Source organism: Kaistia soli DSM 19436 (assembly GCF_900129325.1).
Lineage (GTDB): Bacteria > Pseudomonadota > Alphaproteobacteria > Rhizobiales > Kaistiaceae > Kaistia > Kaistia soli.
The window spans coordinates 24,363-40,288 of sequence record NZ_FQUP01000010.1 but is presented as its reverse complement, the minus strand read 5'-3'; the positions used below and the strand labels follow the sequence as shown (position 1 = coordinate 40,288).

The 15,926-nt window shown below is 65.4% G+C and carries 18 protein-coding genes; 6 read left to right on the top strand and 12 right to left on the bottom strand.

Annotated elements, in window-relative coordinates; translation table 11 throughout:
• Positions 1–2 precede the first annotated feature (2 nt).
• Complete coding sequence (locus tag BUB39_RS23785) at positions 3–1,178, bottom strand: DNA recombination protein RmuC (protein WP_073058553.1); 1,176 nt, start codon at positions 1,176–1,178, stop codon at positions 3–5.
• Positions 1,179–1,322: 144 nt separating this feature from the next.
• Between BUB39_RS23785 and def the strand changes: the two genes are divergently transcribed.
• From def to truA, 3 genes are read left to right on the top strand one after another with little or no spacing between them, the layout of a single operon-like run.
• Positions 1,323–1,877: a peptide deformylase gene (gene def / locus BUB39_RS23780; RefSeq protein WP_073058552.1), complete on the top strand. Its 555-nt coding sequence runs from the start codon at positions 1,323–1,325 to the stop codon at positions 1,875–1,877.
• Positions 1,878–1,881: 4 nt separating this feature from the next.
• Positions 1,882–2,814, top strand: a complete 933-nt coding sequence (fmt, locus tag BUB39_RS23775; RefSeq protein WP_073058551.1) for a methionyl-tRNA formyltransferase — start codon at positions 1,882–1,884, stop codon at positions 2,812–2,814.
• Entirely contained in the window at positions 2,814–3,611 is a 798-nt protein-coding gene (gene truA, locus BUB39_RS23770; RefSeq protein ID WP_073058550.1) for a tRNA pseudouridine(38-40) synthase TruA, read from the top strand. The genes fmt and truA overlap by 1 nt, the downstream gene beginning before the upstream one ends.
• Here truA and BUB39_RS23765 read toward each other — a convergent pair.
• The 7 genes from BUB39_RS23765 to BUB39_RS23735 all read right to left on the bottom strand — a co-directional run bounded on the left by BUB39_RS23765 (position 3,564) and on the right by BUB39_RS23735 (position 9,352).
• Positions 3,564–4,148, bottom strand: a complete 585-nt coding sequence (locus BUB39_RS23765) for a hypothetical protein (protein WP_073058549.1) — start codon at positions 4,146–4,148, stop codon at positions 3,564–3,566. The genes truA and BUB39_RS23765 overlap by 48 nt on opposite strands.
• Before the next feature lie 13 nt (positions 4,149–4,161).
• The gene (gene dapE / locus BUB39_RS23760) at positions 4,162–5,340 is read right to left on the bottom strand and encodes a succinyl-diaminopimelate desuccinylase (protein WP_073058548.1); all 1,179 of its coding nucleotides are present in this window, start codon (positions 5,338–5,340) and stop codon (positions 4,162–4,164) included.
• Between the two features lie 109 nt (positions 5,341–5,449).
• Positions 5,450–6,826 carry an oxygen-independent coproporphyrinogen III oxidase gene (hemN, locus tag BUB39_RS23755; protein WP_084527923.1) on the bottom strand — a complete coding sequence of 459 codons (1,377 nt, stop codon included), beginning with the start codon at positions 6,824–6,826 and terminating at the stop codon, positions 5,450–5,452.
• A 137-nt stretch (positions 6,827–6,963) separates the two neighbouring features.
• A complete protein-coding gene (locus BUB39_RS23750) occupies positions 6,964–7,443 on the bottom strand; it encodes an SRPBCC domain-containing protein (protein WP_073058547.1) in 480 nt (159 codons plus the stop codon).
• Entirely contained in the window at positions 7,443–7,787 is a 345-nt protein-coding gene (locus BUB39_RS23745) for an ArsR/SmtB family transcription factor (protein ID WP_073058546.1), read from the bottom strand. The genes BUB39_RS23750 and BUB39_RS23745 overlap by 1 nt, the downstream gene beginning before the upstream one ends.
• Positions 7,784–8,470 carry a glutathione S-transferase family protein gene (locus BUB39_RS23740; RefSeq protein ID WP_073058545.1) on the bottom strand — a complete coding sequence of 229 codons (687 nt, stop codon included), beginning with the start codon at positions 8,468–8,470 and terminating at the stop codon, positions 7,784–7,786. The genes BUB39_RS23745 and BUB39_RS23740 overlap by 4 nt, the downstream gene beginning before the upstream one ends.
• 138 nt (positions 8,471–8,608) lie before the next feature.
• A complete protein-coding gene (locus BUB39_RS23735) occupies positions 8,609–9,352 on the bottom strand; it encodes an SDR family oxidoreductase (protein WP_073058544.1) in 744 nt (247 codons plus the stop codon).
• A 98-nt stretch (positions 9,353–9,450) separates the two neighbouring features.
• Here BUB39_RS23735 and BUB39_RS23730 point away from each other — a divergent pair, with 98 nt between their 5' ends.
• On the top strand, positions 9,451–10,371 hold the full coding sequence (locus BUB39_RS23730; protein WP_073058543.1) for an AraC family transcriptional regulator: 921 nt from the start codon (positions 9,451–9,453) through the stop codon (positions 10,369–10,371).
• Positions 10,372–10,437: 66 nt separating this feature from the next.
• On the opposite strand, the gene BUB39_RS23725 is transcribed toward BUB39_RS23730, so the two are convergent.
• The gene (locus BUB39_RS23725; RefSeq protein WP_073058542.1) at positions 10,438–10,740 is read right to left on the bottom strand and encodes a putative quinol monooxygenase; all 303 of its coding nucleotides are present in this window, start codon (positions 10,738–10,740) and stop codon (positions 10,438–10,440) included.
• Between the two features lie 68 nt (positions 10,741–10,808).
• Entirely contained in the window at positions 10,809–11,825 is a 1,017-nt protein-coding gene (locus tag BUB39_RS23720; RefSeq protein WP_073058596.1) for an NADP-dependent oxidoreductase, read from the bottom strand.
• 90 nt (positions 11,826–11,915) lie between these two features.
• Between BUB39_RS23720 and BUB39_RS23715 the strand changes: the two genes are divergently transcribed.
• On the top strand, positions 11,916–12,842 hold the full coding sequence (locus BUB39_RS23715) for a LysR family transcriptional regulator (RefSeq protein WP_073058541.1): 927 nt from the start codon (positions 11,916–11,918) through the stop codon (positions 12,840–12,842).
• Between the two features lie 28 nt (positions 12,843–12,870).
• Here the strand turns inward: BUB39_RS23715 and BUB39_RS23710 are convergent, their stop codons facing one another.
• Positions 12,871–13,848 carry an amidohydrolase family protein gene (locus tag BUB39_RS23710; RefSeq protein ID WP_073058540.1) on the bottom strand — a complete coding sequence of 326 codons (978 nt, stop codon included), beginning with the start codon at positions 13,846–13,848 and terminating at the stop codon, positions 12,871–12,873.
• A 183-nt stretch (positions 13,849–14,031) separates the two neighbouring features.
• On the opposite strand from BUB39_RS23710, the gene BUB39_RS23705 reads away from it, so the two are divergent.
• Complete coding sequence (locus BUB39_RS23705; RefSeq protein WP_073058539.1) at positions 14,032–14,949, top strand: LysR family transcriptional regulator; 918 nt, start codon at positions 14,032–14,034, stop codon at positions 14,947–14,949.
• Positions 14,950–14,991: 42 nt separating this feature from the next.
• Here the strand turns inward: BUB39_RS23705 and BUB39_RS23700 are convergent, their stop codons facing one another.
• Positions 14,992–15,876: a LysR family transcriptional regulator gene (locus tag BUB39_RS23700; protein ID WP_073058538.1), complete on the bottom strand. Its 885-nt coding sequence runs from the start codon at positions 15,874–15,876 to the stop codon at positions 14,992–14,994.
• Positions 15,877–15,926 lie beyond the last annotated feature (50 nt).

Sequence of the window (15,926 nt, the reverse complement as noted above, 5' to 3'; positions counted from 1 at the left end):
GCTCATTCGCCTGCCAGCAAATCGCGCTGCAGCGCCGGTGCAGGCTCGGCGGCCTCCTCGCCGAATTCCAGGCCGTCGATTCGCGCCCCGCGTTGCTTGACCTTGCGGGTCGAGATCAGGATGTCCTCGACGTCCTTCGTCGCCTGGCCGAAATGCGACTGCAGCTTCAAGACGCGGTCATCGAGCCGGCCGACATCCTCGATCAGCTTGCGCACCTCGTTCTGGATGACATGCGCCTGCTCGCGCATCTCGGCATCGCGCAGCACCGACTGGATGACCTGGATCGAGAGCAGCAGCAGCGAGGGCGAGACGATCACGACCCGAAGGCGATGCGCCTGCTGCACGACATCCTCGAACCGCTCATGGATATCGGAAAACACCGATTCCGACGGCACGAACATGAAGGCCGTTTCTTGCGTCTCGCCGGGGATCAGGTAGCGCTCGGCGATGTCGCGCACATGGCGGATGACGTCACGGCGAAACTGCGCTTCGGCGGCGCGCAAGGCCTCCGGTCCCGACGCGGCGCGGATGGCGTTCCAGGCCTCAAGCGGGAACTTGGCGTCAACGACGAGGCCGGGTGTGCCATTCGGGAATTCGATCAGGCAATCCGGCCGGTTGCCATTGGAAAGTGTCGCCTGGAAGGCATAGCGCCCACGCGGCAGGCCATCCTGCACGATTGCCTCCATCCGACCTTGGCCGAAGGCGCCACGCGTCTGCTTGTTGGAGAGGATCGACTGAAGGCCGACGACCTGACTCGACAATTCCGTAAGGTTCTTCTGAGCCGTGTCGATGACGGCGAGGCGTTCGTTGAGCTTCGAAAGGTCGGCATGAGCGGAGCGGGTCGATTCGGCGAGCTTCTCGCCGACGCGGTGGCCGAGCATGTCCATCCGCTCGGAAAGACCATGCACCAGATCGGCCTGGCGTCGTCCGAGCACCTCCGCCATGGCATTCATGCGACCGGTCATCTCGCTCTGCAGGCGGACGAGTTCGCCGATCCGGTCCTCCACGGCGCGCTCCTCGGCATAGCGGTCGGCTTCCGCCTCTGCCTGACGGCGCTGGCCGCGCCAGATCGCGATCACCAGTAGGATGACGAGAAGAGCCGCCAGCCCGCAAAGGGCCAGGACGGCTTCTCCAAGGGTGATCGATCGTCCGGCGACAATGAAGAGGGGCTGCTGCATGGCTCAAACGAGATAGCAGATTTTTGCCGCGAAACCAGATCAAAACGAGAACGTTGCCCCGCATTGCTCAAGCGGCCGGCCGGTTTCGGCGATTGACCCTTTCGGCCTGATTGCCTATCTGGAGCGGCATCGCCGAGGAACTTCATGGCCAAGCTCGATATCATCACCCTGCCGGACCCGAAGCTGCGTCTCGCCAGCGCGCCCGTCGAGCGCGTCGACGACGAGTTGCGCCGCTTCATGGACGACATGCTCGAGACGATGTACGAGGCGCCCGGCATCGGTCTCGCCGCGATCCAGGTCGGCGTGCCGCGCCGCGTGGTAACGATCGATGTGTCCGGCCGCGAGGAGGGCGATGCGAAGACGCCGCTCTTCCTGATCAATCCCGAGATCGTCGCCTCCACCGACGACCGCTCCGTCTATGAAGAAGGCTGCCTCTCGATCCCCGACTATTATGCCGAGGTCGAGCGTCCGGCTGGCGTGCGGGTTCGCTATCTCGATCGGGATGGCAAGCAGCAGGAGATGAATGCCGAAGGCTTGCTGGCAACTTGCATCCAGCACGAAGTTGACCATCTCAACGGCACGCTGTTCATCGACTATCTCTCGCGCCTCAAGCGCGAGATGGTGATCCGCAAATTCGTCAAGGCCGCCAAGTCCGGGATCAAGCCGGAGTTCAAGTCCCGCGCCGACGAAAAGGCATGAGGCAATGAGCCTCCGCATCGCCTTCATGGGCACGCCGGATTTCGCGGTGCCGACGCTGACCGAGATCATCGGCCAGGGACATGAGGTTGTCGCCGTCTATTCGCGCGCGCCGCGTCCAGCCGGCCGCGGCATGGAGGAGCGGAAGTCGCCGGTCCATGCCATCGCCGAGCGCTTCGGCATCCCGGTCTTCACGCCGCGTTCGCTAAGGGGCGAGGCGGAGCAGGCGGATTTCGCGGCGCTCGATGTCGATGTCGCTGTCGTCGTCGCCTATGGCCTGATCCTGCCGAAACCCATCCTCGACGCACCGCGCGAGGGCTGTCTCAACCTGCATGCCTCGCTCCTGCCGCGCTGGCGCGGCGCCGCGCCGATCCATCGCGCCATCATGGCTGGCGACAGCGAGACCGGCGTCATGGTTATGCGCATGGAGGAGGGGCTCGACACCGGCCCCGTCGCGATGGCCGAGCGGCTGGCGATTCCGTCCGACGCGACGACTGGCGACCTGCATGACAGGCTGGCACGGCTCGGTGCCGATCTGATGGTGCGCGCGCTGGCGGCCCTGTCGCGTGGCGCGCTCGGCGCGGTCCCGCAGACCGAGGACGGCGTGACCTATGCCGCCAAGATCGACAAGGGTGAGACGCGCATCGACTGGTCGCGGCCGGCGGCCGAGGTTCACAATCATATCCGCGGTCTCTCGCCCTTTCCCGGCGCCTGGTGCGAGATGGATCTCGCCGGCAGGACGGAGCGGGTGAAGATCCTGCGCTCGACGCTCGCCGACGGCGCGGGCCTCCCCGGCGCGGTGCTCGACGACCGCATGACGGTCGCCTGCGGCACGGGCGCCGTGCGCCTCGTCGAGCTGCAGCGCGCCGGCGGCAAGCCGCTCACCGCCGAGGCGTTCCTGCGCGGGGCGGTGGTTGCGCCAGGCGCGCGGCTCGGCTGATGCCGCGTTACAAGATCCTGATCGAATATGACGGCCGGCCCTATGCCGGCTGGCAGAAGCAGGCCAATGCGCCCTCGGTGCAGCAGACGATCGAAGAGGCGATTTTCCGCTTTTCCGGCGAGAAGGCGGTGCTGCAGGGGGCTGGCCGGACCGACACCGGCGTCCATGCGCTCGGGCAGGTCGGTCACTTCGATCTGCCGGGCATCTGGCGCGGCGACCGCATCCGCGATGCGATGAATGCCCAGCTGAGACCGGCACCGATCGCCATCATAAGCGCCGACGCCGTGCCAGACGCGTTCGACGCGCGACGTTCCGCGACGCGGCGGCATTATCTCTATCGCATCGTCGACCGCCGCGCCCCGGCCGCGCTCGATATCGACCGCGTCTGGGATGTCCGACGCCGGCTTGACATCGAGGCGATGCGCGCAGGGGCGGCGCTCTTGATCGGCCACCACGATTTCACGACTTTTCGCTCGGCCGACTGCCAGGCCAGGAGCCCGATGAAGACGCTCGATGCGCTCGTCATCTCGCGGCGGGGCGACGAGGTGCTGTTCGAGGTGTCGGCGCGCTCGTTCCTGCACAATCAGGTGCGCTCGATGGTCGGGACGCTGAAGAAGGTCGGCGAGGGCAAATGGCCTCCCGAAGCGGTCGGCGCGGTGCTGGAGGCGCGCGACCGCAAGGCCTGCGGCCCGGTCGCGCCTCCCGGCGGGCTCTATCTCGTCCGCGTCGACTATCCCGCAGCGCCGGGTTCAGAGCCCGAACAGACGGTCGATGACCTCGCTGAGGACGAGGCTTAGCGCGATATCCGCGGCGACGAGGCCGATCGAGAAGGCGACCGACTTCGCGAGCGTCCAGCGGATGATCAGGTAGTGGAAGCGGAGCATCACGCCGAGGATGATCATGGACACGGCAGCCGAGATCTCGAACGACAGCATGCCGAAGCCGAGCAGCAGCGAGACCAGCGCTTGCGGCGCCGACATCACGACCAGCGCCCAATTGCGGACGACGATATAGGGGGCGAACGTCCGGGATATGCCGAGCCGCTGCGCGAACAAAGCGAGCAGCGCAGGCATCGCGATCCAGTCGATGCCGTAGTCGACGAGGCGGGCGGCGACGAAGGCGCCGTCGGAGACATTCTCGACGACCGCATCGGAGAGCATCATGCGATGCTCGACCGCCGCGTTGATCGCGAAGAAGGGCAGAACGTAGAAAATCGCCCGGAACGAATGCCAGAAACCGTCGATGCTGACATCGAAGCGCGCCAGCGCATCGCGCCGGCCGAGAAAGAGATCGAAGGCGCTGCGGATCGCGGCGATAGAAGCTGGATCGAACATCGGCGGCCGTGCCTTAACCGAACCAGCGGTCAAGGAACCGGCGATAGATGGCGGTCAGAGCCCTGAGGTCATCGACCGACGCGCGTTCGTCGATCTGGTGCATCGTCTGCCCGACAAGGCCGAACTCGACCACTGGGCAATAGTCCTTGATGAAGCGCGCATCCGAGGTGCCGCCCGATGTCGAGAGCTCCGGCCGGCGGCCGGTCACGGCCTCGACGGCATCGCTCAGCGCATCGATCAATTCAGGCGAATGGGTGAGGAAGGACTGGCTCCAGCCCGGCTGCAGATCGAGTTCATAGGCAATCTCGTTGCCAGCGGCCTCGTCGAGCCGGGCGGCAAGCCAGGCCTCAAGCGTCTCGACCGTCCACTGGTCGTTGAAGCGGATGTTGAAGCGGGCGCTCGCTTCGGCCGGAATGACGTTCCATGCGGTGTTGTCGACGTCGAGGCCGACGAATTCCAGGTTGGACGGATCGAAGCGCTCCGAGCCGTCGTCGAGAGCCTCCGCCGTCAGCCGCCGCACCAGCTTGACCAGTTGCGGGATCGGGTTGATGGCGAGATCGGGATAGGCGACATGGCCCTGGCGGCCGAACACGGTGATGCGCCCGGAAAGGCTGCCGCGCCGGCCGACCTTGATGGCGTCGCCGAGGGCCTTCGGATTGGTCGGCTCGCCGACGATCGCGCCGTCGAACCGGTGACCCTCGCGCGCTGCCCAGTCGAGCAGCTTGACCGTGCCATTGAGCGATGGTCCCTCTTCGTCGCCAGTGATCAGAAGCGAGATCGAGCCCTTGAATGTGCCGTTGCGGCCGCCGAGGAAATCAATCGCCGCGGCGAGAAAGGCCGCGATGCCGCCCTTCATGTCGACGGCGCCGCGGCCGAAGAGGAAGCCTTCGTCGACTGCGCCACTGAAGGGATCATGACGCCAGCGCGCCGCGTCGCCGGGCGGCACGACATCCGTGTGGCCGGCAAAGACCAGATGCGGCGACCCGGAGCCGATGGTCGCAAAGAGATTCTCGACGTCGGGCGTGCCGGCTTCGCTGAACACGGGCCGCGAAACGCGGAAGCCGGCAGGAGCCAGCACGCTTTCGAGAAGCGCGAGGGCGCCGCCCTCGGCGGGCGTTACCGACGGGCAGCGGATGAGCGCGCTGAGGAGGGCGACGGGATCGGCGGCGGGTGTGCTGGCGGAGGAGGACATGCCTTTCGTTGCCATGCGGTGCGGCAGCAATCAAGCATCCCGCGTCACGGCACCCCGGACGAAGCGCCGCAATCGGTGCGCGCCCGTTGCGGCGAAGGCGTTCTGACGCCTAGACCGCCACCGAATGCCGCCCGCCGCGGCCGAGATAGGTATCGAACTCGGAGGCGACGACGCGTGCGATCTCATGGCGGTGCCTGAGGATAGCGATGCGATCGCCATCCGCCGCGACGAAGCCGGCGGCAATCAGCGGCTGCAGCCGCTCGACCGCGTCGGCGAGCGCTTCGGGCGTGGTGTCGTGCCGACTCGCGACCGCCGCGAGATCGACCGCGAAATCGCAGAGGAGACTCTCGATGATGTCCGCGCGCATGAGATCCTCGCCTTCGAAGGCCTTGCCGCGCACAATCGGCAGCATGCCGGCCTCGATGGCGCGCTGCCAGCCGAGCGTATCCGGGGCATTCTGGGCAAAGCCTTGGGGCGTGCGACTGATCGACGAAGCACCGATGCCGATCAGCGTCGTCGCGGCGTCGTTCGTATAGCCCTGGAAGTTACGCCGAAGCTGGCCCGCCTGCCGCGCGAGGGCGAGCGGATCGTCCGGCGCGGCAAAATGGTCGATGCCGATCTCGATATAGCCGGCCGCCTCGAACACGGCCCGCGCCTCACTGGCCTGCTCCAGGCGTGCCTCGGAACTCGGCAGCGCCGCATCGTCGATCAGCTTCTGGTTCGGCTTCATCCAGGGCACATGGGCATAGCCGAAGATGGCGATCCGGTCCGGCCGCAGCGTCAGCATGCGCTCGGCCGTATCCTTGATCATCGGCAGTGTCTGATGCGGCAGGCCATACATCAGATCGGCATTGACGGCATTGATACCCGCCTCGCGCAGGGCCAGGAAGGATGCGGCGACGACATCGAAGGGCTGGATGCGCCCGATGGCTTCCTGGACCACGGGATCGAGCGTCTGGATGCCGAGGCTCGCCCGGTTGACGCCGAGCGCTGCGAGCTGCCGCGCCCCGTCCGGCGTCACGTGGCGCGGATCGAGCTCGACAGCATGCTCCATATCGAGCTGAAACGAGAAGCGGCTCGCGAGATCATCGACCAGCGCCGCCATGCAGTCGGGAGGCAGGATATTCGGCGTGCCGCCACCCCAATGCAGATGCGAGACTCTGACGCGGCCGACATGGGCGGCGACGAGCGCGATTTCACGATGCAGCGCCGCGGCATAGGCGCGGATCGGCGCGTCGCGAAGCGAGGCCTTGGTGGTGCAGCCGCAATAGGCGCAGATCGAACGGCAGAACGGGATGTGCAGATAGAGCGAGACCGCTTCGCCCCGCTTCGCCACCTGTTCGAGCCAGCCGGCATGGATCGACGGCGTGACGGCGGGCGAGAAGTGCGGTGCGGTGGGATAGGAGGTATAGCGGGGCACCATGCGGCGCGCGACCTCGGCGAGGGGAGGCGGCGTTGCCGTCATCGGCGAGACATGTGCGTTCATTGCCAGATCGTCCGATGGCCCTTCCGGTCCCGCATTGGACCGCTGAGACGGCAGGCCTCGGCCATCCGACCTGCCGTCTCAGGCCCGGATAACCGTTCGTCCTGTTCCCCACATTGCGCTCGCTCAAAGCGGCGGCGCTATTTTACGGCGTCGGACTGCGCCTGTTCCGCGCTCATGATGTCGCGCAAACGGTCGAAGCCGCTCCCGGTGCCGGTTTCGCGGATATCGCCGTCGCGCGCGCGGCCGAAGACGGCCTGTTCGGTGAAGGTCATGATTGTGCTCGGGCCGCGCGCGCCGAATTCGACCGTCACCAGCGAAGAGGAGATGCTGCTGCCATTCGTCCGCATCGTGTAGGCGTAGACGATGCGGACGAATGGCAGGATCTCGAGATAGTGGGCGAGCATCGCCTGTTCGGTGCCGTCCGGCATCCGCCAGAGAAGGCGCTCGCCGCCGTCCACGCGGAAGTCGAGCCGGTCCTCGATGACGTGCCAATCGGGGTGGCAGCTGGTCCAGCGCCGCTTCAATTGATGATCGGACCAGAAGCGGAACGCATGCCCGACGCTGCCGGGAAGTTCGCGCTCGATGACGAAGGTGCGGTGGTCCACGGCGACGCCCATCAGTGATCCTTCTCTTCCGGTATCTCGGCCATCAGGACGGCCAGGCGGTCGAACGCCGCGTTCATGTCGGCCTGCCGCTGTCCGATCCATTGATTGATATTCGCGAACGCATCGGCGCGGATGCGATAGGTGCGCACGCGTCCGATTTTCTCGGACGCCACGATGCCGCCATCCTCCAGGACGCGGAGATGCTTCAGCACGGCCGGCAAGCCGACATCGGCCGGAGCGGCGAGTTCGGTGACGGAGGCCGGCCCTTTGGCCAGCCGCTCGATGAATCCCCTGCGGTAAGGATCGACGAGCGCCTGGAAGAGGCGGTCAAAGTGGTCGGGCGGTTCTGCGGTCACCAGCGGGCCTCGGCATAGCGCTTCGGCATGGCATCCCGATAAGGGAAGAGCCCAAAATAGGGCTGCGCTTCGGTCAGGACGCGCATGACCGAGGGCCGCTGCATCAGTCGGTCCAGATAGTCGGCGAGGAGCCGCTGGTCGTCGGCGAACGGATGGACGATCGAGGCGAAGAACAGGGCCGGCAGTGCCGAACAATCCGCAAGCGTGAAGGCATCGCCGGCCGCCCATTCACGGCCCGCCATCCGCGTCTCGATCATGGCATAGGCCAGATCAAGCATCGCATGCGCCTCGGCGACGCCATGCGGATCCGTGCCGCCCTCGGGACGAAGGCGATCGGTCACGATCTTCTGCATGGGTACGCTGACATAGAGATCGAAGAAGCGATCGAGGAGCCGGACTTCGAGCTGCGCGTCGGCATCATCCGGGATGAGCCGAACAGGGCCCGGAAAATGTCGCTGCAGATATTCGATGATAATAGTCGTTTCCGGAACGATGCGGTCTGCGACGCCGTCATGCAGCACGGGGATCTTGCCGACCGGCCATCGATCGAGATGCGCCGCCGCCGCGCCGGGATTACTGAAGTCGACGGTCTCGGCCACGAACGGCGTTTCGTTCTCATAGAGCGCGATGAGTACCTTGTGGCAGAACGAGGCAAGCGGATGCATGTAAAGCGTCAGGGTCACGGCGCACCTATGGTTTCCAAATGTGGAAACTATAGCAACAGGCGTGACGCTTGGCGAGATGCTTTCCGTGATTGGAAACAAATTTGGCGCCGGAGAGACGTCAGCTCTCGATGGATCGAGGCTGGCGCTCATCTATGATCAAGCGGCTTGGGAGAGCGCGACGGCATCCGCCCCGGCCGGAAAGCGAAGATGGCCGGCGCCGTCGTGGACCGCCCGCCATATGGCCTCCGCGACGTCGATTTCCCGCGTGGTCAAGGCGGGCTGCGCGAAGGCCTCGAAGATCGGCGCCGCAAACGCGGCATAGGCTGCCGGAATCAGGTCTTCGACCCGTACCGACGTGTTCTGGGGGAAGCTGGTGGTCGGCGCATAGCCGGGCTCGACGAGCTTTACCCGAATATCGAAGTGCCCGAGCTCGTGAGCGAGTGAGCCAGTGAAGCCCTCGATGGCCTGTTTGCTGGCAGTGTACGCAGCCGCCAAGGGCATCGGAGCGAGGGTCGCGCTCGACGTCACGTTGACGATCACGCCGGATCGGCGCTCCCGCATCTGGGGAATGACGGCCTGCGTCATGGCCATGACGCCGAAGGTGTTGGTATCAAAAACCTTGCGGATGTGGGGCATCGGGGTTGCTTCGAAAGCGCCAACGACGCCGATGCCCGCATTGTTGACTAGCGCATCGATCGGTCCGGCGGCTTCGATCGCCCGGGCGATGCTGGCGTCGCTCGTGACGTCGAGCGGCAGAACGCGCAGGTTCTCCGAACGCGGCAAGATGTCTTCGCGCGGCGCGCGCATCGTCGCAATGACGTTCCACTGCCGGGAGACAAAATAGCGTGCTGTTTCAAGCCCATAGCCTGAAGAGCAGCCGGTGATCAGTATGGTTTTCATGGTTCAAAGCCTCTTGGGTGGGTGATGAAGCCATGCTAGCAAGGTCGTCCGGACTATCTACGATTGAAAGTCCATAATTCATTTGTCATAGTCCAGAAATGACCGATCCGCTTTCAGACATCATCGCGCTGCTGCATCCGCGGGCCGTTTTCACCAAGGGCATCAGCGGTGCTGGTCGCTGGGGTGTCCGTTACCGGGATTTCGGCCATCCCAGCTTCGCGATCGTGATCGACGGGTCCTGCCGACTAGCCGTCGATGGCCAGGTCGAGCTTATTCTTCAAGCCGGCGACTTCGTTCTGCTCCCGACGACGCCGGGCTTCACGATGGCGGGATTCGAGCCGGTGACGCCTGAGACGATCGATCCCGATGTCGCCGCAGCGGCGACTGGGGAAGTTCGCCACGGCCGGCAGACCGGTCCAGCCGATGTCCGGATTCTTGGGGGCTATTTCGACTTCGGGAACGACGATGCCCGCCTTCTCCTGTCGCTTCTTCCGGAACAAATTCATGTCCGCGGCGTGGAGAGGCTGACAACACTGGTCAAACTCCTCATCGATGAGGCCGCGGCGGATCGTGTGGGTCGCTCGCTGATGCTCACCCGTCTGGTCGAGATCTTGCTGGTCGAGGCTCTACGGCAGACACAATCGAGCGATGCCCCCGCTGGATTGCTGCGCGGTCTCAGCGACAAGCGGCTGGCGGAGGTTATCAGGCAGATGCATGCCGATCCGGCGCGGTCCTGGACGATGGCCGATCTTGCGAAGAAGGCGGCCTTGTCCCGATCCGCCTTCTTTGACCGATTTTCGCGGAATGTCGGCGTTCCGCCGATGGAATATCTGCTGGGATGGCGCATGGCGCTGGCAAAAAACCTCCTGCGCCAGCAGGGAAGCGAGATCTCGAACGTAGCCGAACGGGTCGGCTATGGCTCGGCGAGCACGTTCAGCACGGCTTTCAGCCGCCATGTCGGACAGCCGCCCGGCCGATTTGCCCGCAGCACCGCGACCCAGCCTGCCGCAGATTCATAAGGCCGCTCACACCCGCAGAGAATCGTTCAAGGAAGGTTGGCCTTTCTCAGAAGACGGCGTTCCCCCTCATTCTTCCGCGACGGCCCGTTCGTTCACGGCGTCGTATTTGCGGATGTCCGCTCTCATCCGACCCTGCCACCGTTTCACGAATCGACCGGTGTCCGATGCCTGCAGATGAGCGGCGAGGGACGCCTGATCCCGCCATCGCTCAACGACAATCAATCGCCCGGCAGCCCGGTCGTCCACGGCGACTGCATAGAGAAGGTTTCCGTCGCGGCGCCTGCTGGCTTCCGCAAGCGCCTGGAGATCGGTGGCGAATTCATCCAGATCGGAGGGTTCGACGTGGACGTGTCCTGTCGCAATCAGCATGGCGGTTTCCTTGGGTGTTTGGGGACCGCAGGTCATCGGCTTCGGCGATGACCGGACTGTTGTTCCGGTCAGACGACGGTGAGGACGATCTTGCCTTGGATGTTGCCGTGGGTGGCCCGCTCATGGGCCCGCAAAGCCTCGGCGAGCGGGAAGGTGCTGTCGATGACGACGCGGATTGTACCCTCGGCCAGCAGGGGAGCGGCCTCGGCCAGTTGCGCGCCGCTGGAGCGGACCTGCGTCGTCGAGACCGTGACGCCCCGTCGTTCGGCCTCGGCCTGGCCAGCGAAACCCAGCGGGAACACGGGGAGCAGCGCGCCGCCCGGCTTCAGGGTCTGGAGGAAACGGCCGGTGCCCGGACCGCCTACGGCATCGAGAACCACATCGATATCGCGCACGATCTCGTCGGCCGCCTGCTTCGCGTAGTCGATAAATTGATCGGCGCCGAGTTCTCGCATCAGCGCTTCATGCCTCCCCGACGCAACCGCGATGACGCGCGCGCCGCGCCACTTGGCGATCTGCACCGCCAGGTGCCCGACACCGCCGCCGGCCCCGTTGACGAGAACCGTCTTGCCTTCCAGCTGCGGCGGAACATGCCGGTAGGATTGAAACGGGTTGGGCTCGTCATGGCCGAGCGCGATCAGGAACTGCCAGGCGGTGAGGAGCGACATCGGCGCGCCGGCCGCGTGGACATGGTCGACGTCGCCGGGCTTCAGCGCGAGGTCCGATGCCGGCACGCTGACATATTCAGCATAGGCCTTGCTGCCTTCCATGACGTCGGCAGGGAAGCGGACCATCGCATAGACCTCATCGCCGACGCTGAAATCTGACACGTCTTCGCCGACGGCCGCAACGACACCCGACACGTCCGATCCGAGGATCAGCGGGAAGGCGGGGTGCGGCTGCCATCCGGGTGGAAGCGACCGGTATCCGTCCCGGAGATACCAATCCGGTGGGTTGAGGCCGACTGCATGGATACGGACCAGCACTTCGCCTGAAGCTGCGGCCGGCCGCGGCGCATCCTCGTAGCGCAGCACTTCGGGACCGCCAAATGCGTGCAGGCGGACAGCCTTCATGGTCGTGTTCATCGCTCGCTCCATCCAGTGACTCTCGATGGAGACGATATGGCGGCGAATGACTGGATTGATAATCGCGCCTGAAATCGCTTCAATCATTCCATGAAGGAACTAATCGCGCTTGAACGGCTGACCGGGTTGATCGCCTTCGCCCGTGTTGCATCGACGGGCAGCTTTACCGCAGCGGCCCGGTCGCTATCGATTTCGCCATCGGCGGTGAGCAAGAGCATCCAGCGCCTGGAGCAGAATCTCGGCGTGGCCCTCATCACCAGGACCACCCGTTCGCTGGCGCTCACGCCGGAGGGACGCGATCTGCATGAACGAGCGCTCAGGCTGTTGCGCGAAGCCGAGGAGATCGAGCAGGTGGCGATGAGCGTGCGCTCGGAGCCCTCGGGCACGCTGCGGATCGCCGCATCGCTGCCGATCGGCATCCATGTGATCGCTCCGGCCCTGCCGTCATTTCGCCAGCGCCATCCCAAGGTAGCGGTCGATCTGCGTCTCGGCGACCGGTTCGTCGATATCGTCGAGGAAGGGATCGATGTCGCGATCAGGATCGGAGAACTCGCCGACTCGCGGCTCCTATCGCGGCGATTGGCGGCGCATCGCCTCGGCTGTTTCGCCTCGCCCGCCTATCTGGCCGCGCGCGGCGCCCCGTCTCATCCGGAAGACCTGGAGACGCATGACACCGTCAACTTCCGCTATCAAAGCAGCGGCCATGTCCTGCGCTGGCCCTTCCGTGTCGGCGACCGTGATGTCGAGCTGGTGCCGCCATCCGGCATCACCGTTGATGCCAGCGAAGCCCTGATCGCCGCGCTCGTCGCCGGCGGCGGCATCGGCATGAGCGCGAGCTTTGTGGCCGCTCCCTATGTGGCGCGGGGCGAGCTTGTGCCGGTGCTGGCCGACTATGCGGTCGAGCGGGACACGATCACGGCGGTATGGCCGGAGAGCCGCCGCTCCAATCCGGCCGTCCGCGCCTTCCTGGCCCATTTGCAGGCAGTCTTTCCGAATCGGAAGGCGGCCTCGGCGTGACGGCCCCGGATGACGGGCGTGGCGAATGTCACGCAGTTGCGGTGAGCCTTTCCCAGTTGCCATGTGCAAAGCCCACGAGATCCGGCCCTGCAAGCCCGCAGGTCTCGAGGAACCCGCGCGCATCACCGCCGGGCCGATACTGGTAGGGATAGTCGGTCGAGAAAAGCAGCCGCTCCGTCCCGACGATTGCTGCCGCGCGTTCCAGATAATGGGGCAGGAACATGCCGCTCGCGGTGACATGGAGATTACGCCTGAGATAGGTCGCGATGGGATGCGCGAGGCCGCTGACCCGATCCATGGCTGCAAGTCTTTCTGCATAGAACAGAACCAGTTCGCCCCAATGGCCGAGGATGATCTGAAGGTTCGGCAGCCGATCGAACAGACCCGACAGCAGCAGGCGCAGGAACTGGATGCCGGCATCATAGTGCCACCCAAGTCCGTAGCTGGCGAAGGCCGCGTCGATGGCAGGCGAGAACCCGGAATAATAGGCGTCGCGGACCGCCTTCGGGGGCGTGCGCGGATGCAGAAGGATCGGAACCCCGAGGTCCGCCGCAGCCTCGAAGAGGGGGAAAAGCATCGGGTGATCGAGGTTGACGTCACCGACGCGGCCAGAGAGCATCGTCCCCTTGAACCCAAGTTCGGTGACAGAGCGCTCCAACTCGCGCGCCGCCTCGTCGGCAAAGGCGACCGGCAGCGTCGCCAGCGCCTGAAACCGAGCCGGATGGCGTGCCACCACTTCGGCGAGCAGATCATTCGTCCGTCGTGCCAGATCGGGGCTTTGGGGCCCGATGTCGTGCAGAGCCGGTGTCGTCAGCGACAGCACCTGCATGTCGAGGCCGGTTTCGTCCATGAGCGCCAGCCTTTCGTCGGAAAGGTCGAGCAGTCGGCGTCCGACGGCGTTGGCATGGAACGCCACGCTCGGGTCGGTCGCCTCCAGGGCGATGGCCTGCCAGGCATCCTGGATGTCTTCCGTGAGGAAATGTTCCTCGATCCCGATGAGTTTCATGGACGTGCCCTCAGTGGCGGTGCCTGTGGGTCGGAACAGTGTCGATGTCCCGATCGATGACCTTCGCCTGTTGATCTTCGGCGAATGTGCCGATTGCTCAGAGCAGGCGCCAGCCGCACAGGACGCACACTATGATTGCGTTCAGCGCTATGTGCTGGATGGCGAGCCGTATAGTCTCCGGCCATGGACACGATCGATCTCAACCTGCTGCCGGCCCTCGATGCGCTGCTGGCCGAAGGCAGCGTGACCGGCGCAGCACGGCGGCTTGGCCTCAGCGCCTCCGCAATGAGCCGAACCCTTGCCCGGCTCCGCGCGGCCACCGGCGATCCATTGCTCGTGCGTGCCGGCCGCGGACTGGTCCCGACGCCGCGCGCGCTGGAACTGCGCGAGCGCGTGCATCGGCTTGCCCGCGAGGTTCAGGACGTGCTCCGCCCAAGCTCGGATGCGCTCGATCTCGCCGCGCTCGACCGGACCTTCGTCATTCGAGCGAATGAGGGCTTCATCAGTCTCTTCGCCGCTCCCCTTGTGATCGCGTTCGCCAAGGCGGTGCCGCACGCGCGGCTGCGCTTTTCCCCCAAACCGCTGAAGGATGCCGGGCCGCTGCGCGAAGGCGAGATCGATCTTGAGATCGGGGTGCTCGGCGCATTTGCCCCTGAGATCCGCACCCATCTGCTCTTTCGCGATCGGTTCGTCGGGGTGGTGCGGGCCGGGCATCCGCTGCTCCCGGAGCCGATGACTCCGTCACGCTATGCGGCAGCGAAACATGTGGTGGTTTCACGAAGCGGCCGCTTTCACGGCCCGGTCGACGCGGCGCTTGAGCTGCTCGGGCTCGGCCGCCACATCGTCGCGATCGTGCCCGGCTTTCCGGATGCGCTCGGTATCGCGCGTCAATCGGACCTGGTGGCGCTGGTGCCGCGATCATGCCTCGGCGCCGCGCCCGATCCGGACGGTCTCATCGGTTTCGAGCTTCCGGTCGAAACCCCCGATATCGCCGTCTTTGCCCTCTGGCACCCTCGCATGGAAGCCGACCCCGCCCATCGATGGTTGCGCTATATCGTGCTGTCGGTGTGCCGCGATATGCCTTCGCGGGGGTCGGCATAAGCACTGTAAGACATGCCCGTCCCTGCCGGGCCCCATTCGCGGTCAGGTTAGAAAATCGATCAGAGCACGCAAGGCGGGGGCGAGATGCCGGCTCCGGGGATAGTAGAGCCGCCATCCGTCAAAGGGTGGACACCAGTCGTCAAGCACCCGCACCAGTCGGCCGGACGCGAGCAGATCGGTGATCGTCGCCTCGGTCAGATGAGCGAGGCCGGCACCATCGAGTGCTGCCGCGATCAGCATGTCGGCTTCGTTGGACGCCAGCGGACCGTCGAGCGACAACGCAACGACCTCGCCGCCGCGCTCGAATTCCCACTGCAGCAACCGGCCGCTGAAGGGCTGGCGATAGTTGAGCCAGCGAAACCGATGAAGGTCGTGGGGCGAGGCCGGCGCGCCATTTGCGGCGAAATAGGCGGGCGAGCCGACCACGACGCCGCGCATCGCGCCGCCGATCGGCACGGCCTCCATGTCGCGTCGCACGTGCTCGGCCAGCCGGATCCCGGCATCGAAGCCGTCGGCCACGCTGTCGACCAGCGCGTCGTCAACGGTGATTTCGAGGCGGATATCAGGATAGGCGGTCAGAAAGCGCCCGAGGATGGGCGCCAACACCATCTGCGCGGCGACGCGCGGAACCGTCAGGCGCAGGAGCCCGCTTGGTCGGTCTCCGCCGCTGGCGATGGCCTCGACCGCGCCCTTGATGTCCGCGAAAGCGGGAGCTAGCCGCTGCTCGAGGTGTCGCCCGGCTTCTGTCAACGCGACACTCCGCGTCGTCCTGTTGACGAGCCTGGCGCCGAGCCGCTCTTCCAGCGCGCGGATCGTATGGCTGACAGCCGAGGGCGAGATCGCCAGCGTATCGGCGGCGCGACGAAAGCTGCGTTCCCGCGCCAAGGCCAGAAACACGTCCAGCTCAGCATACTCCACGCCACGCATTGGTGCTTCCTGTTCATGGGTCTCCTGACAAAATAGCCGATTGTTTCATC